Origin of the sequence: Variovorax saccharolyticus, assembly GCF_030316765.1 — a bacterium.
Lineage (GTDB): Bacteria > Pseudomonadota > Gammaproteobacteria > Burkholderiales > Burkholderiaceae_C > Variovorax > Variovorax saccharolyticus.
In genome coordinates this window covers 1,070,812-1,092,840 of sequence record NZ_JASZYT010000001.1, presented here as the reverse complement: position 1 = coordinate 1,092,840, position 22,029 = coordinate 1,070,812, and the positions used below count along the sequence as shown (strand labels likewise).

The 22,029-nt window shown below is 69.2% G+C and carries 23 protein-coding genes and 1 pseudogene; 22 read left to right on the top strand and 2 right to left on the bottom strand.

Translation table 11 applies throughout. The features are described 5' to 3' along the window. Positions 1-18 precede the first annotated feature (18 nt). The 9 genes from QTI45_RS05420 to QTI45_RS05380 all read left to right on the top strand — a co-directional run bounded on the left by QTI45_RS05420 (position 19) and on the right by QTI45_RS05380 (position 8,853). The gene (locus tag QTI45_RS05420) at positions 19-438 is read left to right on the top strand and encodes a hypothetical protein (RefSeq protein ID WP_286653721.1); all 420 of its coding nucleotides are present in this window, start codon (positions 19-21) and stop codon (positions 436-438) included. Between the two features lie 9 nt (positions 439-447). Next, positions 448-1,647: a succinyldiaminopimelate transaminase gene (gene dapC, locus QTI45_RS05415; protein WP_286653720.1), complete on the top strand. Its 1,200-nt coding sequence runs from the start codon at positions 448-450 to the stop codon at positions 1,645-1,647. 8 nt (positions 1,648-1,655) lie between these two features. Beyond that, positions 1,656-2,480 (top strand): 2,3,4,5-tetrahydropyridine-2,6-dicarboxylate N-succinyltransferase, encoded by an 825-nt coding sequence (gene dapD / locus QTI45_RS05410; RefSeq protein ID WP_286367747.1) that lies wholly within the window; start codon positions 1,656-1,658, stop codon positions 2,478-2,480. Positions 2,481-2,555: 75 nt separating this feature from the next. Next, complete coding sequence (locus tag QTI45_RS05405) at positions 2,556-3,704, top strand: PilT/PilU family type 4a pilus ATPase (protein WP_286653719.1); 1,149 nt, start codon at positions 2,556-2,558, stop codon at positions 3,702-3,704. Between the two features lie 16 nt (positions 3,705-3,720). After that, entirely contained in the window at positions 3,721-4,893 is a 1,173-nt protein-coding gene (gene dapE, locus QTI45_RS05400) for a succinyl-diaminopimelate desuccinylase (RefSeq protein ID WP_286653718.1), read from the top strand. Next, entirely contained in the window at positions 4,890-5,753 is an 864-nt protein-coding gene (gene prmB, locus QTI45_RS05395) for a 50S ribosomal protein L3 N(5)-glutamine methyltransferase (protein ID WP_286653717.1), read from the top strand. Before dapE ends, prmB begins: the two co-directional genes overlap by 4 nt. 27 nt (positions 5,754-5,780) lie before the next feature. Next, positions 5,781-7,817 carry an ABC-F family ATP-binding cassette domain-containing protein gene (locus QTI45_RS05390; protein ID WP_286653716.1) on the top strand — a complete coding sequence of 679 codons (2,037 nt, stop codon included), beginning with the start codon at positions 5,781-5,783 and terminating at the stop codon, positions 7,815-7,817. A 12-nt stretch (positions 7,818-7,829) separates the two neighbouring features. Next, a complete protein-coding gene (locus QTI45_RS05385; protein ID WP_353621284.1) occupies positions 7,830-8,417 on the top strand; it encodes a hypothetical protein in 588 nt (195 codons plus the stop codon). 205 nt (positions 8,418-8,622) lie between these two features. After that, positions 8,623-8,853 carry a hypothetical protein gene (locus tag QTI45_RS05380; protein WP_286367742.1) on the top strand — a complete coding sequence of 77 codons (231 nt, stop codon included), beginning with the start codon at positions 8,623-8,625 and terminating at the stop codon, positions 8,851-8,853. A 70-nt stretch (positions 8,854-8,923) separates the two neighbouring features. On the opposite strand, the gene QTI45_RS05375 is transcribed toward QTI45_RS05380, so the two are convergent. After that, positions 8,924-9,286, bottom strand: a complete 363-nt coding sequence (locus QTI45_RS05375) for an SPW repeat protein (RefSeq protein ID WP_286653715.1) — start codon at positions 9,284-9,286, stop codon at positions 8,924-8,926. A 154-nt stretch (positions 9,287-9,440) separates the two neighbouring features. On the opposite strand from QTI45_RS05375, the gene QTI45_RS05370 reads away from it, so the two are divergent. From QTI45_RS05370 to hpxZ, 8 genes are all read left to right on the top strand, one after another. Beyond that, entirely contained in the window at positions 9,441-10,340 is a 900-nt protein-coding gene (locus QTI45_RS05370) for a LysR family transcriptional regulator (RefSeq protein ID WP_286653714.1), read from the top strand. A gap of 111 nt (positions 10,341-10,451) precedes the next feature. Beyond that, positions 10,452-11,636 (top strand): cyanuric acid amidohydrolase, encoded by a 1,185-nt coding sequence (gene atzD / locus QTI45_RS05365; protein ID WP_286653713.1) that lies wholly within the window; start codon positions 10,452-10,454, stop codon positions 11,634-11,636. A gap of 90 nt (positions 11,637-11,726) precedes the next feature. Further along, positions 11,727-12,263, top strand: coding sequence for a VOC family protein (locus QTI45_RS05360; RefSeq protein ID WP_286653712.1), 537 nt, complete (start codon positions 11,727-11,729; stop codon positions 12,261-12,263). Further along, on the top strand, positions 12,250-13,236 hold the full coding sequence (locus QTI45_RS05355; RefSeq protein WP_286367737.1) for an ABC transporter substrate-binding protein: 987 nt from the start codon (positions 12,250-12,252) through the stop codon (positions 13,234-13,236). The genes QTI45_RS05360 and QTI45_RS05355 overlap by 14 nt, the downstream gene beginning before the upstream one ends. Further along, entirely contained in the window at positions 13,236-14,015 is a 780-nt protein-coding gene (locus tag QTI45_RS05350; protein ID WP_286367736.1) for an ABC transporter permease, read from the top strand. The genes QTI45_RS05355 and QTI45_RS05350 overlap by 1 nt, the downstream gene beginning before the upstream one ends. Positions 14,016-14,020: 5 nt before the next feature. Beyond that, a complete protein-coding gene (locus QTI45_RS05345) occupies positions 14,021-15,238 on the top strand; it encodes an FAD-dependent oxidoreductase (RefSeq protein WP_286367735.1) in 1,218 nt (405 codons plus the stop codon). Continuing rightward, on the top strand, positions 15,235-16,080 hold the full coding sequence (locus QTI45_RS05340; protein WP_286367734.1) for an ABC transporter ATP-binding protein: 846 nt from the start codon (positions 15,235-15,237) through the stop codon (positions 16,078-16,080). The genes QTI45_RS05345 and QTI45_RS05340 overlap by 4 nt, the downstream gene beginning before the upstream one ends. 24 nt (positions 16,081-16,104) lie before the next feature. Then, positions 16,105-16,485, top strand: coding sequence for an oxalurate catabolism protein HpxZ (hpxZ, locus tag QTI45_RS05335; protein ID WP_286367733.1), 381 nt, complete (start codon positions 16,105-16,107; stop codon positions 16,483-16,485). 48 nt (positions 16,486-16,533) lie between these two features. Here the strand turns inward: hpxZ and QTI45_RS05330 are convergent, their stop codons facing one another. Further along, positions 16,534-17,178: a TetR/AcrR family transcriptional regulator gene (locus QTI45_RS05330; protein ID WP_286653711.1), complete on the bottom strand. Its 645-nt coding sequence runs from the start codon at positions 17,176-17,178 to the stop codon at positions 16,534-16,536. A 104-nt stretch (positions 17,179-17,282) separates the two neighbouring features. Between QTI45_RS05330 and QTI45_RS05325 the strand changes: the two genes are divergently transcribed. From QTI45_RS05325 to QTI45_RS05305, 5 genes and pseudogenes are all read left to right on the top strand, one after another. Then, a complete protein-coding gene (locus tag QTI45_RS05325) occupies positions 17,283-18,515 on the top strand; it encodes an MFS transporter (RefSeq protein ID WP_286653710.1) in 1,233 nt (410 codons plus the stop codon). 61 nt (positions 18,516-18,576) lie between these two features. Next, positions 18,577-19,449, top strand: coding sequence for an alpha/beta hydrolase (locus QTI45_RS05320; RefSeq protein WP_286653709.1), 873 nt, complete (start codon positions 18,577-18,579; stop codon positions 19,447-19,449). A 108-nt stretch (positions 19,450-19,557) separates the two neighbouring features. Continuing rightward, positions 19,558-20,616, top strand: a complete 1,059-nt coding sequence (locus QTI45_RS05315) for a GGDEF domain-containing protein (protein WP_286653708.1) — start codon at positions 19,558-19,560, stop codon at positions 20,614-20,616. Positions 20,617-20,700: 84 nt separating this feature from the next. Next, a pseudogene (locus QTI45_RS05310) lies at positions 20,701-21,410 on the top strand (RNA polymerase sigma factor). A 22-nt stretch (positions 21,411-21,432) separates the two neighbouring features. Next, positions 21,433-22,002, top strand: coding sequence for a ferritin-like domain-containing protein (locus tag QTI45_RS05305; RefSeq protein ID WP_286653707.1), 570 nt, complete (start codon positions 21,433-21,435; stop codon positions 22,000-22,002). Positions 22,003-22,029 lie beyond the last annotated feature (27 nt).

Below are 22,029 nucleotides of genomic sequence, written 5' to 3'. Positions count from 1 at the left end.
AACCGCAGGAGTAAAGCGATGTTCCCCTGGCTCTGGTTCTGGTCCCCCACGCTCCACCTGCCGTTCAGCGGCAGCGTGGCCCAGCAGATCGAGCCGGACACCCAGTGGTTCTTCGCCGGCATCCCTGCGCAGGCGGGCAACGGGCAGATCGAAAAGAAGGCCTTCGAGGTCGCCAGCTACGGCAGCCAGCTGGGCTGGATCACCGAGGTGCTGCTGGCACAGGCCAGTCCGGGCTCGGTGGATGCCGACCGGGCGGCCGGCGCGCTGCGCAAGCTCGAGAAAGCCCATGCCGAGATCGAGGTCGTCAAGAAGCAGAGCCGCGCCGAGCTCGCCGAGGCCGCCAGCGCCGCGCTGGCCAGGCTGCAGCAGGCCGACCCGGCCGCCTACGAGCGCCTGTTGGCCTCGGCGGCCGCAGGGCCGCGCCGGCTGCCGCGATAATCCAGGTCCATGAATCCCCTGCTCGCCAAACTGCAGCCCTATCCTTTCGAGCGGCTGCGAAAACTGTTCGCCGGGGTCACGCCGAACCCTGAATTCACGCCGATCAGCCTCGGCATCGGCGAACCCAAGCACCCCACGCCGTCCTTCATCAAGGACGCACTGGTGGCCGGCATGGACGCGCTGGCCGTCTATCCGGCCACGGCCGGAGACCTCGAATTGCGCCAGTCCTTCACCGGCTGGCTGCAGCGGCGCTACGGCCTGTCGCTCGACGCCGCCACCCAGGTGCTGCCGGTCAACGGCTCTCGCGAAGCCCTGTTCGCACTGGCCCAGACCGTGGTCGATGCCAGCCGCTCGCCGGCCCCGGTGGTGCTGTCGCCCAACCCGTTCTATCAGATCTACGAAGGCGCAGCCCTGCTCGCGGGCGCCGAACCGTACTACGTGCCCAGCGTGCCCGCACGCAACTTCGCGGTCGACTGGGACAGCGTGCCGGCCGATGTCTGGGCCCGCACCCAGCTGGTCTTCGTCTGCTCGCCCGGCAACCCGACCGGCGCCGTGATGCCGATCGGCGAGTGGGAAAAGCTCTTCGCGCTGTCCGACCGGCACGGCTTCGTGATCGCCGCCGACGAGTGCTACAGCGAGATCTACTTCCGCGACGAGCCGCCGCTCGGCGGCCTCGAGGCTGCCGCCAGGCTCGGCCGGGGCGACTTCCGCAACCTGATCGCGCTGACCTCGCTGTCCAAGCGCAGCAACGTGCCGGGCCTGCGCAGCGGCTTCGTGGCCGGCGACGCGGCCATCATCAAGTCCTTCCTGCTCTACCGCACCTACCACGGCAGCGCGATGAGCGGCACCGTGGCTGCGGCCAGCATCGCGGCCTGGGACGACGAACTCCATGTGGTCGACAACCGCGCCCGCTACCGCGCCAAATTCGCCGCCGTGACGCCGCTGCTCGAGCCGGTGCTCGACGTCCGCCTGCCCGACGCCAGCTTCTACCTCTGGGCCGGCGTGCCGGCCTCGTGGCAAGGCGACGACGCCGGCTTCGCCCGCGCGCTCTACGCTCAATACAATGTGACGGTGCTGCCCGGCAGCTTCCTCGCCCGCGACGTGGCCGGCACCAATCCGGGCCGCGGGCGCATCCGCATGGCGCTGGTCGCCGACACGGCCGAATGCACCGAGGCCGCGAAACGCATCGTGAATTTCATCCAGAACTGAGTTTTTCCATGACCCAACAACTCCAGCAGACCATCGACGCCGCGTGGGAAGACCGCGCCAACATCTCCGCCTCCAGCGCCTCCAAGGAAGTGCGCGACGCCGTCGACCACGTGATCGCCGAGCTCAACAACGGCCACCTGCGCGTCGCCACCCGCGAGGGCGTCGGCCAGTGGACCGTGCACCAGTGGATCAAGAAGGCGGTGCTGCTGTCCTTCCGCCTCAAGGACAACGAGCAGATCCAGGCCGGCGCGCTGGGCTTCTACGACAAGGTGCCGACCAAGTTCTCGCACCTGTCGGCCAACGAGCTCAAGGAAGCCGGCGTGCGCATCGTGCCGCCGGCCGTGGCGCGCCGCGGCAGCTACATCGCCAAGGGCGCGATCCTGATGCCCTCCTACGTCAACATCGGCGCCTACGTCGGCGAAGGCACGATGGTCGACACCTGGGCCACGGTCGGCTCCTGCGCCCAGATCGGCGCCAACGTCCACCTCTCGGGCGGCGTCGGCATCGGCGGCGTGCTCGAGCCGCTGCAGGCCGGCCCGACCATCATCGAGGACAACTGCTTCATCGGCGCCCGCTCCGAAGTGGTCGAGGGCGTCATCGTCGAAGAGAACTCGGTGCTGTCGATGGGGGTCTTCATCGGCCAGAGCACGCCCATCTACGACCGTGCCACCGACACCGTCAGCTTCGGCCGCGTTCCGGCCGGCTCGGTGGTGGTCGCCGGCACCTTGCCCAAGCCGGGCGGCAAGTACAGCACCTACGCCGCCATCATCATGAAGAAGGTCGATGCCAAGACGCGCTCGTCGACTTCGCTGAACGACCTGCTGCGCGACTGAAGAAAGCCGGCCGCCTGAGGGGGCGGCCTGCCGAAGATCGATTTCCAGAACCACAACGCTGAGGAGAGAAAGCCGATGAGCACGATGGAGCGAATTCTTCGTCTGATGGCCGAACGCAAGGCTTCGGACATCTATCTTTCGGCCCACTCTCCGGCGCTGATCCGGATCAACGGCAATTGCATGCCGATCAACGCCCAGGTGCTGCCGCCCGAGGCGCCGCTGAGCCTGTTGAGCGAAGTCGTTCATGAAGGCCGCGTCGCCGAGCTGGAGCGCACCGGCGAACTCAACATGGCGATCGCCCTGGAAGGCGCCGGCAATTTCCGCATCAGCGCGATGCGCCAGCGCGGCAGCTACGCGGTGGTGGTGCGCCACATCGCCTCGACCATCCCGAGCTTCGAGGATCTCAACCTGCCCGAGATCCTCAAGACGCTGGTGATGGAAAAGCGCGGCCTGATCCTCATGGTCGGCTCGACCGGCGCCGGCAAGAGCACCACGCTGGCCTCGATGCTCGACTACCGCAACGAGAACGCCACCGGCCACATCCTCACGGTCGAGGAACCGATCGAATTCACCTTCACCAACAAGAAGTCGATGGTCAACCAGCGCGACGTCGGCAGCGACACCCAGTCGCTGCAGATCGCGCTCAAGAACGCGCTGCGCCAGGCGCCCGACGTGATCCAGATCGGCGAGATCCGCGACCGCGAGACCATGACCGCCGCGATCGCCTATGCGCAGTCGGGCCACCTCTGCGTGGCCACGCTGCACGCCAACAACAGCTACCGGGCGCTGAACCGCATCCTGAGCTTCTACCCGGTGGAAGTGCGCGCCACGCTGCTCGGCGACCTCGGCGGCGCGCTGCGCGCCGTCGTCGCGCAGCGTCTGCTGCGCACCCCCAACGGCGCCCGCGTGCCAGCGCTCGAGGTGCTGCTCAACACCGCGCTGGTGGCCGAGCTGATCGGCAAGGGCGACTTCTCGGCCGTCAAGGAGGCCATGGAGCAATCGATGGCCGAGGGTTCCCAGACCTTCGAGGAAGACATCGCGCGGCTGATCACCGAAAATCTGGTGACGCGCGAGGAAGGCCTGGCCCAGGCCGATTCGCCGACCAACCTGATGTGGCGCCTGCAGAACCGCAAGGCGCCGCCCGCGCGCAACGAAGAACGCTCCCTCCTCGACCAGGTCGAGGAACCCACCTTCACGGACATCACGCTCGACGTGCGTCCCTGAGCCACCTGCCCTGTCGATGTCCCGAACGCTCCAGCTCGCCGAACAACTGATCTCCCGCCCCTCGGTCACCCCCGACGACGGCGGCTGCCAGCAGATCCTCGGCGAACGCCTGGCGCGGCTCGGATTCAGGCTCGAAACCATCGAAAGCGGCCCCGCCGACTTCCGCGTCACCAACTTGTGGGCGGTTCGGCCCGGATCCGGCCAGCAGACGAAGACCATCGCCTTCGCCGGCCACACCGACGTCGTGCCCACCGGTCCGCTCGAACAGTGGACCAGCCACCCCTTCACGCCGACCCACCGCGAGGACCGCCTCTACGGCCGCGGCGCCTGCGACATGAAAACCTCGCTGGCCGCCTTCGTGGTCGCCATCGAGGAGTTCCTGGCCGCCTCGCCCGATCCGCGGCTCACGCTGGCGCTGCTGCTCACCAGCGACGAGGAAGGCCCCGGCGTGGACGGCACGGTGGTGGTCTGCAACACGCTGGCCGCGCGCGGCGAAACCATCGACTACTGCATCGTCGGCGAGCCGACCTCGGTCGAGCGCTGCGGCGACATGATCAAGAACGGCCGCCGCGGCACCATGAGCGGCAGGCTCACGGTGAACGGCTTGCAGGGCCACATCGCCTACCCGCACCTGGCGAAGAACCCGGTGCATGCCTTCGCGCCGGCGCTGGCCGAACTGGTCGCCATCAACGCGGCCGGCGGCTGGGATGCCGGCAACGACCACTTCCAGCCGACCAGCTGGCAGATCAGCAACATCCATGCGGGCACCGGCGCCAGCAACGTGATCCCGGGCGCGGCGGTGATCGACTTCAATTTCCGCTTCTCGACCGAGTCGACGCCCGAGTCGCTGCAGCAGCGCGTCAAGTCGGTGCTCGACCGCCACGGCCTCGACTTCACGCTCGCCTGGACCGTCGGCGGCCTGCCCTTCCTCACCGTGCCCGGCGCGCTGGTGGATGCGGTGCAGCAGGCGATCCGCGACGAGACCGGCCTCGCGACCGAGCTGTCGACCAGCGGCGGCACCAGCGACGCCCGCTTCATCGCCAAGATCTGCAGCCAGGTGGTGGAGCTGGGCCCGGTCAACGCCAGCATCCACAAGATCGACGAACACATCGCGGTGGCCGACATCGAGCCACTCAAGAACATCTACCGCCGCACGCTGGACAGGCTCGAAGCGCTGCTGTTGCCATGAGCACCGTGATGCAACTGATCGAGGCCGGCGCGCAGCAGCTGGCCGACGCGGGCGTGGCCTTCGGGCACGGCACCGACAACGCCTTCGACGAAGCGGTCTGGCTGGTGCTGTGGCGCCTCGGGCTGCCGCTCGACGAGCTCGACGCCGTGGCCGGGCAGCCGGTGTCGCCGGCCGAGGCGGCCCGCGTGGCCGAGCTGTTCGCGCAGCGCATCGCGAGCCGCAAGCCGGCCGCCTACCTCACCAAGGAAGCCTGGCTGCAGGGCGTGTCCTTCTACATCGACGAACGCGCCATCGTGCCGCGCAGCTTCATCGCCGAGTTGCTGGCCGACGGCAGCATCGATCCCTGGCTCGGCGAGCACACGCGCAGGGTGCTCGATCTTTGCACCGGCAACGGCAGCCTCGCGGTGCTGGCGGCGCTGACCTATCCGGACATCGCGGTCGATGCCGCCGACCTCTCGGCCACGGCGCTCGAAGTGGCGGCGATCAACGTCACGCGCCACCAGCTCGACGACCGTGTCAAGCTGATCGAGTCGGACGGACTCGCGGCCTTGAACGGACCCTACGACCTGATCCTCTGCAATCCACCCTACGTCAACGCCAACAGCATGGACGCGTTGCCGGCGGAGTACCGCGCCGAACCCGAACTGGCGCTGGCCGGCGGCGCGGATGGCATGGACTTCATTCGCCGCCTGCTCGCCGACGCACCGGCCCGCATGAGCGACGCCGCCGTGCTGGTGCTTGAAATCGGCAACGAGCGCGCGCACTTCGAGGCTGCCTTCCCGCAGCTCGAGGTGGTGTGGCTCGCCACCAGCGCGGGCGAAGACCAGGTGCTCCTGATCCCGCGCGAATCCCTTCTCTGACCTGCCCGCCGACCGGCGGGCACCGAAATGATCACTCTCAAGAACGTCATCCTGCGCCGCAGCGCGAAAGTGCTGCTCGACGGCGCCAGCGTCACCATCAACCCCGGCGAGAAAGTCGGTCTGGTGGGACGCAACGGCGCGGGCAAGTCCACCCTGTTCGCCCTCTTCAACGGCACGCTGCACGAGGACGGCGGCGACTTCTCGCTGCCAAGGCAATGGCGCATGGCGCAGGTCGCGCAGAACATGCCCGAGACCGACGAGCCCGCCACCGACTTCGTGGTCGGCGGCGACACCCGGCTGGTCGAGCTGCGCGACATGCTGGCCCGGGCCGAAGCCGGCCACGAGGCCGACCCCGACGACCACGAGATGGGCATGGCGCTGGCCCATGCCTACACCGACCTGGCCGACGCCGGCGAGCACGATGCGGTGCCGCGGGCCCAGTCGCTGATCCTCGGGCTCGGCTTCAAGGCCCACGAGCTCGACCAGCCGGTCAACAGCTTCTCGGGCGGCTGGCGCATGCGGCTGCAACTGGCGCGCGCCCTGATGTGCCCGAGCGACCTGCTGCTGCTCGACGAACCCACCAACCACCTGGACCTCGACGCCCTGGTCTGGCTGGAAGCCTGGCTGCAGAAGTACGCCGGCACCATGATCGTGATCAGCCATGACCGCGAGTTCCTCGATGCCGTGACCGACGTCACCCTGCACATCGAAAACGCCAAGCTCACGCGCTACGGCGGCAACTACAGCAAGTTCGAGGAGATGCGCGCACTGCAGATGGAGCAGCAGCAGGTCGCGTTCAGCAAGCAGCAGGACAAGATCGCCCACCTGCAGAAGTTCATCGACCGCTTCAAGGCCAAGGCCAGCAAAGCCAAGCAGGCGCAGAGCCGGGTCAAGGCGCTCGAACGCATGGAAAAGGTCGCGCCGCTGCTGGCCGAAGCCGACTTCACCTTCGAGTTCAAGGAGCCGGGCAACATCCCGAACCCGATGCTCTCGATCAGCGACGCGAGCTTCGGCTACCAGGTCGAGGACGAGGCGCCGAAGACCATCCTGCGCGGCGTCAACCGCTCGGTGCTGGCCGGCCAGCGCATCGGCATCCTGGGTGCCAACGGCCAGGGCAAGTCGACGCTGGTGAAGACCATCGCGCGCGAAATGGGCGCGCTGGCGGGCACGGTCACCGAAGGCAAGGGACTCAACATCGGCTACTTCGCGCAGCAGGAACTCGACGTGCTCCGGCCGCAGGACACGCCGCTCGAGCACATGGTGCGGATGGCGCGAGAGCTCGGCAGCGCCGCCAAGGACAGCTCCGGCGAGCAAGCGCTGCGCGGCTTTCTCGGCAGCTTCAACTTCAGCGGCGACATGGTCAAGCAGCCGGTCGGCACCATGAGCGGCGGCGAGAAGGCGCGTCTGGTGCTGGCCATGATGGTCTGGCAGCGGCCCAACCTGCTGCTGCTCGACGAGCCCACCAACCACCTCGACCTCGCCACCCGCGAAGCGCTGGCGGTGGCGCTCAACGAGTTCGAGGGCACGCTGATGCTGGTGAGCCACGACCGCGCGCTGCTGCGCTCGGTCTGCGACGAGTTCTGGCTGGTCGGCCGTGGGGTCGTCACCGATTTCGACGGCGACCTCGACGACTACCAGCGCTACCTGCTCGATGAAGCCAAGCGCCTGCGCGAAGAAGCCAAGGTGGCGAATCGCGATGCCGCGTCGGCCGCCGTGGCCGAAGCCGTCGTCCCGGTGGCCGTAGCCCCGGCCGCCAGCGCGCCTGCGCCCCGGGCTGCCGATTCGGCTCCGGCCGGCAAGAACCAGCGCAAGCAGGACGCCCAGGAGCGCCAGCAGCGCAGCGAGCAGGCCAAGCCGCTGAAGCGCGAGCTGGCGCAGGTCGACCAGCGGCTGGCCGCCGCCAGCAGCGAGAAGGCTGCGCTCGAGACCCGGCTGGCACAGGCCCTGCCGGCGCCGGAGATCGCCGAGGCGGGCAAGCGGCTGAAGGCGCTCGGCGACGAGATCGCCCGCCTCGAGGAGCGCTGGTTGGCCTTGTCCGACCAACTGGAAATGCTCGCCACCTGATAATCCGGCGGAATGTCCTCCGCCATCGAACTCGCCCAAGGTGATCCGCAGCTGATCGCGGCCATCGGGCGCAGCCGCCGCCTGCTGAGCCGCAAGGCGCTGATCGCCGCCGCGGTCGGCGCCGTGCCCCTGCCGGGCATCGACTGGGCGGCCGATGCGGCGCTGCTGGCGCGCGTCGTGCCCCAGATCAGCCGCGAGTTCGGACTGTCCGTGACCCAGGTGGAGCGGATGGCACCGCACGAGCGCGAACGCATCCGGAAGGCCGCCGCCACGGTCGGGGCGCTGCTGGTCGGGCGCCTGGTCACGCGCGACCTGCTGGTGGCGCTGGCACGCCACGCCGGCGTCAAGCTCACTGCCAGCCAGGCCGCTCGATTCGTTCCCATCGCCGGCCAGGTGGTTTCCGCCACGCTGAGCTATGCCGCGCTCCGCTCCCTGGGCGAACTGCACATCAAGGACTGCGTCCGGGTGGCGCAGAGCGTGCGGCACCAGCTTCCGGCGCCCGCCGGCGCGGTCGGAGCCAGCGCCCGAACCGAAGCCGATCCGCCGTCCGCCCCAGGTTCCCGGCTCGCCAACGCCTGGAACAGGCTCCGGCTTCGCTAGCGCACGAATACCAAAGTCATCAGTACGCTCCAATCTGAGCCGGGCTGTTGGCCTGCGACGACAAGGGTCGGGAAACAATCGCCTCCGCCGGGGGGATAATGCGAAAACCCGCCCAAGTTGGGATTGGCCGGGTCAGAGTGGTCCAGAGGAAAAGTCGAGATCAGACCAGGTCGTTCTTTGCACGGCTGGTCCGGAGGAGCGGAAGATGAACGAGACAGACCTCGCAGCGTCGATCGAACGGCTCATGGCCCGTGTCGACTACTACCTGCATTGCGAGTTGGACGAAGAGTACGACCACGACCGGCCGGACACGGCGCGCCGGCTGCTCGAAGCGGCCCTGCGACAGGAATTGATCCGGGCGAGCGCAGTGGGCGTCGTGTCGTCGGTCGCCGGCTCGCGGCATCCGACCACGATGGGCGGCGACGACGGCGGCTGAGTCGGCGCTCCCGGAGCCAGAAATGAAAAAAGGCCGTCTTCGACGGCCTTTGCCATGTCTGGGGCCGCCTTCAGTGGGAGGCAGCACCCCAGTGGACATAGTCCTTGTCGGTCGCCAGCACCCAGAGCGCCAGCACCATCACGACCACGCCCGTGGCCACGGCGGCCATCATGGGATCGCGCGACGCTTCGAAGCCGAGCACCCAGGGCGAAATCACCATCCACAGGCCCAGTGCACCTTCGGTCCATTCTTCCCATGCACGGGGAACGAAGGTGGCCCCCAATGCGGTTGCGCCCAGCAAGATCCCGACCGCCACTGCGTTCATCGCTGGCGTCGCCTGGTCCTGAAACCCCAGCAACCAGGGTGAGAGAACCATCCAGAGACCCAGCGCCGCGTTGAGCGGATCCTGCCAGTGCTTGACGTGCTGCTTCATGACTTTTGCCTCCTGTCGTCGCATGAGAACAAAACCCGCGGCGACATTTCTTGGACAGCGAACGGGAATTCCAAGTTCCGGCCCGGGCCTCGGCGGGCTGCCTCACAATCGCCGAGGCCTGCGGATCCGCCGGCCCGAGTCCCCCCGCCCTGACATGCTCCACCCCCCTCGCCACTTCGTCTACCTCGATGCCGTTGCCCGCGCCGGCTCCATCCGCAAGGCCGCCGACACCCTGCATGTCGCTTCGACCGCACTCAACCGCAAGATCCTGGAGATCGAATCGGATGTGGGCACGCCGCTGTTCGAGCGGCTGCCGCGCGGGGTTCGGCTGACCGCGGCCGGCGAGGTCCTGATCGCGGCTGTGCGCCGCAGCATGGCCGACATGCGCTCGGCCGAATCGCAGATCGAACAGCTGCGCGGCCTGGTGCGCGGCACGGTGCGCATCGGCTGCGCGGAGTCGGTCGCCACCGACCTGATCCCGGCCACCATCGCGCACTACCAGCAGACCCACCCGGGCGTGCAGTTCCAGATTGTCTCGAGCGTCACGGGCAAGCTGGTGGCGTCGCTGATGGACGACGAGATCGAACTGGTCCTCGTGCATGACCCCGAACCTTCGGAAATGCTGCGGGTCATCAGCGCGGTGGCGCAGCCGCTGTGCGCCATGCTGCGGCCCGACCATCCGCTGGCCGGCCGCGAGACGCTGCGGCTGGCCGACTGCCAGAAGTATCCGGTGGCGCTGGGCGACCGCTCCTTTGGCAGCCGGCGGGTGCTCGACGGCGTGATGGCGCACTCGCGCATCGCGCTGCAGGTGGCCGTGGAGGCCAGCACGGTGCAGACGCTGAAGGAATTCACGCGCCAGACCGGCGCCATCAGCTTCCAGTTCCAGATCGGCACGCAGAACGAGGTGCGGCGCGGCGAACTGGTCTCGATCCCGCTGACCGACCGCGCGCTCACCCACAGCCGGCTGGTGCTGGCCTCGCGCGCCAACCGCATGCTGCCGATCGCCACCCTGTCCTTCGTGGAAGCGCTGGCGAACCGGCTCGCAGCGCTGTAGGGCCGACCGCGGCCATTGCACACAATTTGCGCTCGGTCCGAGCGAAACAATGCGCTGGAAGTTTGCGGCGCGGCTGCCCATACTGCGTCCATCTGTTGCACCGCAGCATCCATGGACACCTATCTGCCTCCCGCCCCAGCCGCCCCGCGCCAAAGCCTGGACACCCGTCCGCGCCTGAGCGTGCATCGCCTCGACATGGCGCATCCGGGGGACGTGTCGGCGCTGGCCGCCCTGCTCGACCGCGGCGCCATCGAGGCGGCCGGCATCATGGCGGTCATCGGCAAGACCGAAGGCAACGGCGGCGTCAACGACTTCACGCGCGGCTACTTCACTCAAAGCCTGATGGCGCTGCTGGCGGCCCGCACCGGCCGGCCGGCCGAGGCCCTGCTGCGCGAGCTGCCCTGCATCCTGTCGGGCGGCACCGAGGGCGTGTTGAGCCCGCACTACGTGGTGTTCGCACGCAGCGCGCCGGGCGTCGCCAACCCGGTCGACGAGGCGCAAGGCCCGCAGCCTGACGGCGCGCTCGCCATCGGATGCGCGCTGAGCGAGCCGCTCGCGGCGCAGCAGGTCGGCCGCTGGGCGCAGGTTCGCTCGGTGGCGGGCGCGGTGCGCGACGCCATGCGCGAGGCCGGCATCGCCCGGCCCGAGGACATCGCCTTCGTGCAGGTCAAATGCCCCTGCGTCACCGCGGCGCGTGCGCAGGCTGCCGCTGCCGCCGGCCACGCGGTGCTGACCGCAGACGCCAACCGCTCGATGGCCGCCGCGCGCGCGGCGGGCGCCTTCGGCGTCGCCATCGCGCTCGGCGAGCTGCCGGACGACCCCGCGCTCGAATCGGCCATGCTGAGCGACTTCGAACGCTTTTCGGCGCGCGCGAGCGTTTCCTCGGGCGTCGAGGTCGAGGCCAACGAAGTCATCGTGCTGGGCCACAGCGCCGCCTGGGCCGGCCCGCTGCGCATGGGGTGCGCGCCGATGCGCGATGCGCTCGACATCGGCGCCGTGGCCGAAGCGCTGCGACCGCTGGGCCTGAGCGCCGAGCCGCAACTGCACCCCGAAGATGCCGCGCGCGTGGCCGCCGTCTTCGTCAAGTGCGAGCCCGACCGGCGCGGCCGCGTCCGCGGGGCCCGCCACACCATGCTCGACGACACCGACATCAATGCCCAGCGCCACATCCGCGGCGCGGTCGGCGGCCTGGTGGCCGGCGTGCTCGGCGACGGCCGGATCTTCGTGTCGGGTGGCGCGGAGCACCAGGGACCGGACGGCGGCGGCTTGATCGCGGTGATCGCCCATGTCGGCTGACACGCTCGCGCACGGCCCGGTCGCCCACGTGGCACGCATCCTGCACGCCATCGCAGCGCGCATGCAGTTCCCTCACCTTTCCGAAACCGCATGACATCCGCCATCACCCACGGCCTCTTCCACCTGGCGATCAAGACCGCCGACCTGCCGCGCACCCTGGCCTTCTGGGTCGGCGTGATGGGCCTGCGCGAAGTGGCGCGTCCCGACTTCGGCTACCCCGGCGCCTGGCTCGCCTGCGGCCACCCGGGCGGGCAGGCCATCGTCCATGTCTATGCCGGCGGACCGGCGCTCGGCGACTCCGGCCACGTGCCGTCGGGCACGGGCGCCATCGACCACGTGTCGCTGTCGTGCAGCGGCTACCACGCGCACATCGCGCGGTTCCGCGCCGCCGGGCTCGCGTGGCGCGAGTTCCTCGTGCCCGGCACCACGCTGTGGCAGCTGTTCGTGTACGACCCGAGCGGCGTGCAGCTCGAGCTGACCTTCGAGGGCGCGGCGGAGGACGGCGCGCCGCCCGACATGTCGCCGGCGCGCAGCTACCGCGCGGGGCGCTCGTTCTTCGATCCCTCGTGCTACCCCGCCCTTTCCATTCTTCAACGTTCCGGAGCCATCCCTGATGAAACTGCCTGACCTCTTCTCCACCACCCTGCGCATCGCGGGCGCCTGCGCGCTGGCGGCAGGCCTGGTCTCGATGCCCGCCTTCGCGGCCGACAAGGTCAAGGTCGGCGTCTTCCTCGGCAACTCGGCGCTGCCCTACTACGTCGCCGCCGACCGGGGCTACTTCAAGCAGGCCGACCTGGAGACCGAGGCGGTGGTTTTCGCGACCTATCCGCTGATGATCCAGGCCATGGTCTCGGGCGACATCGATGCGGTCGCGAACCTGGTCACGCTGGAAGGGGCCAACATCAACTCGCGCCGCCCCGGCACCGCGGTCTACATCTCGATCAACGGCCAGAACGCCAAGTTCATGACCGAACAGTTCATCGTGCGCACCGGCAGCACGGCGCAGTCGCTCAAGGACCTCAAGGGCACCAAGCTGCTGTCGGCCGCCGGGCCCGCCAACATCGGCACCGCGCGCGCCGTGCTGGCGAAGGTGGGGCTGGTCGACGGCCGCGACTTCACGATCCAGGAACAGCAGGGCGGCGTGCAAGTCGGCGCCTTGCAGGCCGGCCTCTTCGACGGCGGCTACGTGATCGAGCCGGTGGCGACGGTGGCGATCTCCCAGGGTGTCGCGCGCCGGCTCGAGGCGGGCGTGATCTCCACCTACCTGCTGGAGCGCAAGGACGCCTTCTCCTACGCAGCCGGTGGTGCCGTCACGACCAAGTTCATGACCGATCGCCCGGATGTTGCGGCCCGGTATGCCAAGGCCTGGTCGCAAGGCATCCAGGACGCGAACAACGACCCGTCGACGCGCGCCCTCTTCGTCCAGCACATGAACATCGCCCCGGCCGTCGCGCCGATCGTGCCGCTGGTGAAGTTCACGATGGTCAAGGACCTGAAGCCAGAGGACGTGGCCGACTTCCAGCGCTTCGTCGATCTCGGCGTCGGCTTCGGCGTCGTCAAGGAAAAGGTCGACGTCAAGACCTTCCTCAAGGCCTACTGATGAGCGAGACGATCTCCGTCTGGCCGTCCCGCCTGCGCGCGCTGTCGCCGCTGGTCGGGGCCGTGGCCTTCGTCGCGCTGTGGTGGTGGGCCTGCGCCCTGAAGCTGGTCGACCCGGTGCTGCTGCCGACTCCGGGCGCGGTGCTGGGCGCGCTGTGGGACGGCTTCGTCGGCGGCGCGATGGTGCACGACTTCCTGGTGACGGTGCAGCGCACCCTGCTGTCCTTCGCGATCGCGCTGGCCATCGCGGTGCCTTGCGGCATCGTGCTGGGTTCCTCCAAGCAGCTCTATGGCTTCGTCGAGTTCCTGATCGACTTCTTCCGCTCGACCCCTGCCTCGGCCCTGTTCCCCTTGTTCCTGGTGCTGTTCGGCGTCGGCGAGAAAACCAAGGTGGCGGTGGCCGCCTTCGGCGCCGGCCTGACGATCCTGTTCAACGTGGCCTACGGCGTGATGAACGCGCGCAAGACGCGGCAGGCCGCCGCGCGCGTGATGGGCGCCAGCCGGCTGCGCATCATGGTCGACGTGACGCTGCTCGAGTCGCTGCCGCAGACCTTCATCGGCATGCGCGCCGGCATCTCCTTCGCGCTCATCATCGTGATCGTGGCCGAGATGTTCATCGGCTCGGTCGACGGCCTCGGCCAGCGCGTGCTCAACGCGCAGATGGTGTTCGAGATGCCGACCATGTACGCCGCCATCCTGGCCGCGGGCATCCTCGGCTACGGGCTCAACCTGGTGTTCCTGCTGATCGAACGCCGCTTCGTGCACTGGGGGGGCAAATGAGCCGGATGCGGATTGCCATTGTGGGCTGCGGCGTCGCCGGCAGCGTGGTGCTGCACGGGCTGCGCGAACGCGACGACGTCGAGATCGTCTGCTTCGAGAAAGTGGCGACCGCCGACCAGGTCGACTCCGGCACCGGACTCAACATCGGCCCGAACGGCCTGAAGGCGCTGGCCAGCCTCGACCCGTCGCTGGCGACGGAGTTCGCGGCCCGCAGCCTGCCCTGGCGGCGCTGGGCCGTGAGCCTCGCCGACGGCACGCCGATCTTCGACCTCGACCTGCTGAGCGTGGCCGACAACCCCGGCATCCGTATCCGCTGGGCCGGCCTGTACGGCTTCCTGCGCGGGCTGGTGGCGCCGCGCGTCCAGTTCCGCAGTGAAGTGCGGGACCTGCGCCACGGTCCCGAGGGCCGGACGCTCGAACTGCAGATCGAGGAGAACGGCCTCGCCCAATGGGAGACCGGCTTCGACCTCGTGATCGCCGGCGACGGCCGCTACTCGATGCTGCGCGAAAAGCTGATGGGCAGGCCCGCGGTGCGGCACCTGGGCATCGCGCTGGGTCGCTCGCTGCTGCCCGACGAATCAGGCGGCCTCTTCGACGACTATGCGCAGTGGTTCAGCGGACCGCATCGGCTGTTCGCCTTCAAGGTTCCAGGCGGCCAGCTCTATCTCACGACCTCCTACCCCTTGCAGCCGGGCCAGCCGATCCCCGAGGCGGCGCAGCGGCCCGAGACGCTGCGCGCCGCGCTGGCGCCGGCCGGCGCGCGGCTGTGCCCGCAGGCGGCCTACATCGTCGACCGGCTCTGCGCCGATCCGCAGGCGCTGCACTGGTCGCGGGTGCAGGAAGCCGATGCCGCCTTCCATGACGCGAGCGGCCGCCTGCTGCTGGTGGGCGATGCGGCCCATCCGATGGCGCCGACCCTGGGTCAGGGCGCGACGCAGGCGCTGGAAGATGCGGTGGCGGCAGTGGACGAAATCTGCGCCGCCCTCGACGGCGGCAGGACCGACGCGCCGGCGATCAGCCGCGCCGTCGCCGAGCGGCGGGCGGCCCGCGTGGACTTCATCGCCCGGCTGTCCTGGGACGCCAGCAGCTCGATGCTGAGCGGCGCCCGTCCGGCCCTCAGCGAAGCCGCCAAGCGCGAGCCCGCCTTCCTCGCGCAACTCGCGCGCATGTACCGCGACAGCGAGCGCCTGAAGCGATCGCGCCGCGAAGAAAGCCACGCATGACTGTCACCGCCACCCTTCCCCTCGCCGCCGCCCGTTCGCGCCCGCTGCCCGAGTCGGCCAGCCGGCCCTTCGTGCCCGGTCCGCACGGCACGCACATCACGATCCGCGGGCTGCGCAAATCCTTCGCCGGCCAGCCGCTCTACGAGGACTTCGACCTCGACATTCCCAAGGGCCGGATCGTCTCGATCTTCGGACCCAACGGCTGCGGCAAGTCGACCCTGATCAACATGGTGGCCGGCCTGATCCCCATGGACGGCGGCGAGGCGCTGTTCGAGGGCAAGACGCTGCGCGACACGCAGATCGGCTACGTGTTCCAGAACTATCGCGAGGCGCTCCTGCCATGGAAGCGCGCGGCCGACAACATCCGCTACGCGCTCCGGCTGGCCGGGCGCACGCGCGGCCAGGCCGAGGCGCGGCTCGATGAGCTGGTGCGCTCCTTCGACGTCCGCTTCGATCTCAACCGCTATCCCTACGAACTCTCCGGCGGACAGCAGCAACTGGTCTCGATCATGCGGGCGCTGGCGCCCGAGCCGGAGGTGCTGTTCCTCGACGAGCCGTTCTCGGCGCTCGACTACGAGATGACGCTCTTCATGCGCGACAAGCTGCAGGCGATCTTCCAGCAGACCGGGACGACCATGGTGCTGGTCTCGCACGACCTCGAGGAGGCGGTCTACATCGCCGATCGCGTGCTGCTGCTGACCCGACGCCCGACGCGGGTGGCGGCCTGGGTCGATGTCGACGTGCCCAGACCGCGCAGCGCGGCGACACTGGCCGACCCGCACTTCGTCGACATCAAAGCGCGCTGCCTGGACATCTTCCAGCGCGAAGTGCCACGCAACTGAACTTCTGCATTGAACGGGACATCCATGGACCACGCCATCAACCTGCCGCAAGTCCTCGCCGAAGTCGAGGCCGTGTTCGACGAGTACGAACGCGCGCTCACCAGCAACGACGTGCCGGCGCTCGACCGCCTGTTCTGGGATTCGCCGCACACGCTGCGCTACGGCGCCGGCGAGAACCTCTACGGTTTCGAGGCGATCCAGGCCTTCAGGCGCGGGCGGCCCGCGAACAACCTCGAGCGCGAGATCACGGCCCGCGCGATCACCACCTTCGGCACCGACTTCGCGGTCGCCAACATCGAGTTCCGCCGCCAGGGCAGCGAGCGCACCGGACGCCAGAGCCAGACCTGGGTGCGCATGCCCGAGGGCTGGCGCGTGGTGTCGGCGCACGTGAGCCTGATGCTGTGAGGGGCGGCGCCGCGCGCTTCACGGCGAACGGCCCCGGGCCGACGGTCTTCAGGCGTTGACCGCCGCCTTGGGCTTGCGCGCGGACCGGACTGCCGGCTTCGCGCGGCTCGTTCCCGCGGCCGCATCGAGCATGAGCGCCGCCATCTCGCGCGCCGCGACCGCGGCGCTGCTGCCCGCGCCCATCTGGGCGGACACCGCGGCGCCGTCGTAGAGCAGCACCAGCTGGCTCGCGAGGTGCTCGGGATCGGCTGCGCCGGCATCGCGCGCCAGCCCGGTAAAAAGCTCTCTCATCCATCCGCGGGCGTCGTCGCAGGCCGCCTTGACCGGTGTTCCCGCCTTCGATTCGGCCGCCGCGCGATTGAAGGCGCAGCCGCGGAAGCCGGGCGCGGCCATCACCTCCTCCATGGCATCGAAGACGCCGAGCAGGCGGTCGCGCGGCGTGGCGCAGTTCGCGAGCCTGGCCGTGATGCGGCCCTTGCGGGCCTCCTGGCGGGCCTGCAGGTAGGCGCGAACCAATTCCTCCTTGCTGCCGAAGCTGTCGTACAGCGAGGCCTTGGCGACGCCTGCGCGCTCGATCACCCTGTCGATGCCGACGGTGTGGATGCTGCTTTCGTAGAAGAGTTCGTCCGCCGCGGCCAGCAGCCGCTCGCGCGCCGAGCGCCGCTCGGGTGTCACCGGTTTCTGTGTGTCCATGGGCTTGACATTACCAGACCGGTCTGTACACTGCAAGCAAAACAGACAGATCGGTCTGTCTGGTTCGAGGCCCTCGTTCAGACACCCCACTTCCGGAAAACGCCATGTCTTCCCTTTGCCCAGCCGCACCCGCCCCAAGGCCGCAGGTCCGCCGCCGCCTGTCGCCGAACGCCGCCTTCCTGCTCCAGGCTTCGATGACCCTCGGCTTCCTGGCGGGCTCGAGCGCACCGACGCCCTTCTATGCCATCTACCAGAATCAATGGGGCTTCTCGGCCACCATGCTCACGCTGGCCTTCGGCATCTATGCCATCGCGGTCCTGTCCGCACTGCTGGTCGGCGGCCGGCTGTCGGACCACGTGGGGCGCCGGCCGATCCTGCTCGGCGCCGCCGTGGCGCAGGCCGCGAGCATGGCGGTGTTTGCGACCGCGCACGGACTGCCCGACCTGCTGCTGGCGCGCGTGGTGCAGGGCCTGTCCGCCGGTGCCGCGATCGCCGCGGCCGGGGCCGGGCTGCTCGACATCGACAAGGGACGGGGCGCCATCGCGAACTCGGTCGCGCCGATGATGGGCACCGCGGTCGGCGGGCTGGTTGCCGGGCTCATGATCCAGTACCTGCCGGCGCCCATGCACCTGGTCTACACCCTGCTCGGCATCGTGTTCGTGCTGCAGGGTGTCGCGGTCTTCTTCATGGAAGAGACCGCACCCGCGCGGCCCGGCGCACTCGCCTCGCTGAAGCCGCGGCTGGCGGTGCCGCTCGCGGTGCGGCGCCCGCTGCTGCTGGCGGCACCCGCGCTGGTCGCGGTCTGGGCCATGGCCGGCTTCTATGCCTCGCTCGGTCCGATGCTGATCCGCAGCTTCACGGGCACGACCTCGATCCTGCTGGGCGGACTGGCGCTGTTCGTGCTGGCCGGCAGCGGGGCCCTGGCGGTGTTCCTGACCCGCGATGCATCGCCCAGGGCGCTGATGCGGCTCGGCTCGCTGGCGCTGGTCGCCGGCATGGGCGTCGTCATGACGGCGATCGTGCTGCACTCCGTGCTGCTGTTCCTGCTCGGCAGCGCGGTCGCTGGCATCGGATTCGGCACCGGCTTCCAGGGTGCGCTGCGAAGCGTGGTCGCGCTGATCGCGCCGCAGGAGCGCGCCGGCGTGCTGTCGGTGCTGTTCATCATCTCCTACCTGGCGATGGGCCTGCCGGCGATGCTGGCCGGCTACGACGTCGCGCACCAGGGCGACATCGCTCGAACCGCGATGGAATTCGGCGCTGGCGTGACGGCTCTGGCGCTGGCGGCCTTCATCGGCAGCGTCTGGACGCGGACCGCCCGTTCGAGCGCCGCGGCCTGAGTCGGCGCGGGGTTCGGGATCGGCCTGTGATCCGCGCGTCACGCGGGCGCGTAAGACCCGCATGGACCTCGCCCCACCCCGCACACGGCGCGTCATCTTGCTGGCAGCCGCCCTGCTCGCCGGCTGCTCGCCACTGCGCATCCTCAACGGCCTGGTAAGCAACGATTCCCGGTTCCAGACAGGCATTGCCTACGGGGACGCGCCGCGGCAGGCGCTCGACGTCTACCGGCCCCGTACCCGCGCTGCTGCCGAAGCGGCCACGCTGCCGCCCCTTGTGGTCTTCTTCTACGGCGGCAACTGGTCCAGCGGCGAGCGCGCCGACTACAAGTTCGTGGGAGAGGCGCTGGCCTCTCGCGGTGCGATCGTCGTGATCCCGGACTACCGACTGTCGCCGGAGGTGAGCTTTCCCACCTTCGTGCGCGACGGTGCGCAGGCGCTGCGCTGGGGGCTGGTCAATGCCGATCGCCTGGGAGCCGATCCGAGTCGCGTGTACGTGATGGGCCACAGCGCCGGCGCCTACATCGCGGCGATGCTGGCACTCGATGAGCGCTGGCTCCGGGAAGCAGGCGCCGACCCGCGGCAACTCGCGGGCTGGATCGGCCTCGCAGGCCCCTACGATTTCCTCCCGATCGGCGATCCGATGACGAAGCTGGCATTCAACTGGCCGGACACGCCGGCGAGTTCGCAACCGTTGTCACATGTGTCCTCAGCGTCGCCGCCCGCCCTCCTGATGGCGGCATCGAAGGACAAACTGGTCGATCCCCAGCGCAACACCCTCCGGATGGCCGAACGGCTGCGCGCAGCGGGCGTCGAGGTGCACGTGCGCGAGTTCGACGATCTGAGCCACGTGACCCTGATCGGCGCGATCGCCACGCCGCTGGAATGGCTCGGGGGGCCGGTGCTGCCGCCTGTGCTGGATTTCATCGGAGTTTGACGGAGGCGGCTCTGCGGGGCGCGGGCGATGCCGGGTGAATGCCCGGCCCGAAGGTGCGTCATGGCGACCGGCTACAGTCCACCAGCGGACCGTCCCGCGAACCTCCCGATGACCGCTGCAAGAACCTTGATGACCGACGCTGGCGACGAAGCCTATCGCCAACAGACACTCAGGCGCCTGCAGCTCACTGCCGTCGAGATGGGGGTCACGGCGGTGCTGGGCTCGGCGGCCGCTCTGCTCGCGCGGCTGCTGATCCCGACCCCGGAGTACGTCTGGCTGCGGGTGCTGCTGCTGCCGCTGACGGCGCTGTTCGCCTACCTCATCGTCCGCGCGCCTTCGGTGCGCGCCTACGGTGCCGCCTGCATGGCGACCATTGCCACCGTGAGCCTCAACAGCTACCTCGGAGCGCTCGGCACCGACCGGCCGCTGATGTACTTCCTGCCGGCGGCCGCCATCATCGTGCTGTCCACCAGCTTCTTCTGGATCACGCTGGGCCAATGGGTCGGAGGAGCACTGGCCTGCTACGCCCTTTTCCTGCCCTTCGTGGTCGATCACACGGCCAGCCGCGCCGACACCGTGTTCAGCCTGCTGTACGCGGCGATGGCGCTGGTGACGGGCTTTGTCAGCCACCTGCGAATACAGGACTACCAGCGCCGCGCTTTCGATCAGGAATGCCGGCTGGCCAAGCTTTCCGTCACCGACACGCTCACCGGCGCCCTCAGCCGGGCCGAGTTCCTGCGTCAGGCCGAAGTGGCGGCGTCCGAAGCCCGTGCGTCCGGCGCGCCGCTCACGCTGCTGTATCTGGACATCGACCATTTCAAGCGCCTCAACGACAGCCACGGCCATGCGGCCGGCGACGCGGTGCTGCGCGGCCTGTCCGACGTGCTGCACCAGGCATTGCACGACAGCGACGCTGTCGGCCGACTCGGCGGGGAAGAGTTCTGCGTGCTGCTTCCCGGGCAAGACGAAGAACAGGCCCGGACGCTGGCGGATCGCTTGCGCATCCTGCTGGCAGCGGTGCCGCGGCCCGACGGTCGGCTGACCGTCTCGGCCGGCGTTGCGGGCCTGCGCGACGGCCAGTCCGTTGCACAGACCCTGCACCGGGCCGACCTGGCCATGCTCAAGGCCAAGCAGTCCGGCCGCGACACGGTGTGCGTCGCAGACTGAATCCACCCGGTGGGCGCATCGGATCCGGCAAGCAGTTGAAACGCGCGGCGGTGTCGCGCCATCTAATGGGGCAAGAGCCGCGACATGCCACACACCGCCCCCATCCCCACGACCCACCCGGAGAACGCCTCCGATCCTGATCTCGCCGGACGCGCTGCCCAGGGCGACACGCAGGCCTTCGAGTGCATCATGCGGCGCCACAACCAGCTGCTGTTCCGCACCGCGCGCGGCATCCTCAGGAACGACGACGATGCCGAGGATGCCCTGCAGGACGCGACCTGCGGGCCTGGCAAGCGATGGGCAGCTTTCGCGACGATGCGCGCCTGTCCACCTGGCTGGCCCGCATCGTGATCAACGAATCCCTGGGTCGGCTGCGCCGCAGGGGCGCGCAGGTGATCCCGCTGGGCAGCTCCGGCGAGGCGGACGGGGAATCGGCGGAGCCGTCGATCGCCGACGACCTCGAAGGCCGGCCGGAGCGCCTTGCCATGCGGCAGGAGATACGCCACCTGATGGAACGCCGCATCGACAAGCTGCCGGACCTCTATCGAACCGTGTTCATGCTGCGCGCCGTCGAGGAGATGAGCGTCGACGAAGTCGCCGCCATGCTGTCGATGCCCGCTGCCACCGTGCGCACCCGCTACTTCCGGGCGCGCAGCCTGCTGCGCGAAAGCCTGTCCCGGGAGATCGATGTCGGTGTCGGCGATGCGTTCTCGTTCGACGGCTCGCGTTGCAACCGGATCGTGACCCGGGTGCTCTCGCGCCTGGACGGCGGCACCCCCGCGCGCAACCCATGACATTCACCACCAGGAGTACGCCATGTCATTCCTTCAGATGTCCTCCCCGCTGGCCGCCCGTCGCCTGTTCATCGGCCGGTCCGGCCTGCTGCTCTCGGGCGCGGCAGTGGCGCTGCTCGCCGGCCATGACGCCCTGGCTGCCAAGGCCGGCAGCGAAACCGCCCAGGACATCCAGATCCTCAACACGGCCCTTGGCGCGGAACTCGAAGCGATCGCCGCCTACCAGCTGGGCGCCGAGAGCAAGCTGCTCGAGAAGTCGGTTCTGGACCTCGCCCTCACCTTCCAGGGCCATCACAAGGAACATGCAGCGCTGCTGGCGAAGACGGTCGCGAAACTCGGGGGCAAGGCTGTGGCGGCAAAGGCCAGCTATGAATTTCCGGTCGAGCAACTGAAGTCGCAGGCCGACGTGCTCAGGTTCGCTGGCAAGCTGGAGCAAGGCGCAGTCAGCGCGTACCTGGGCGCGGTGCCGCTCTTTGGCAACCGCGAACTCGCCAAGGCCGCCGCGAGCATTCTCGGCGACGAGGCCATGCACTGGGCCATCCTGCGCCAGGCGGTGGGAGAAGCGCCGGTTCCCGCGGCCTTCGTGTCGTGACCGGCCGCTGGCTCGCGCCGGGCGGCC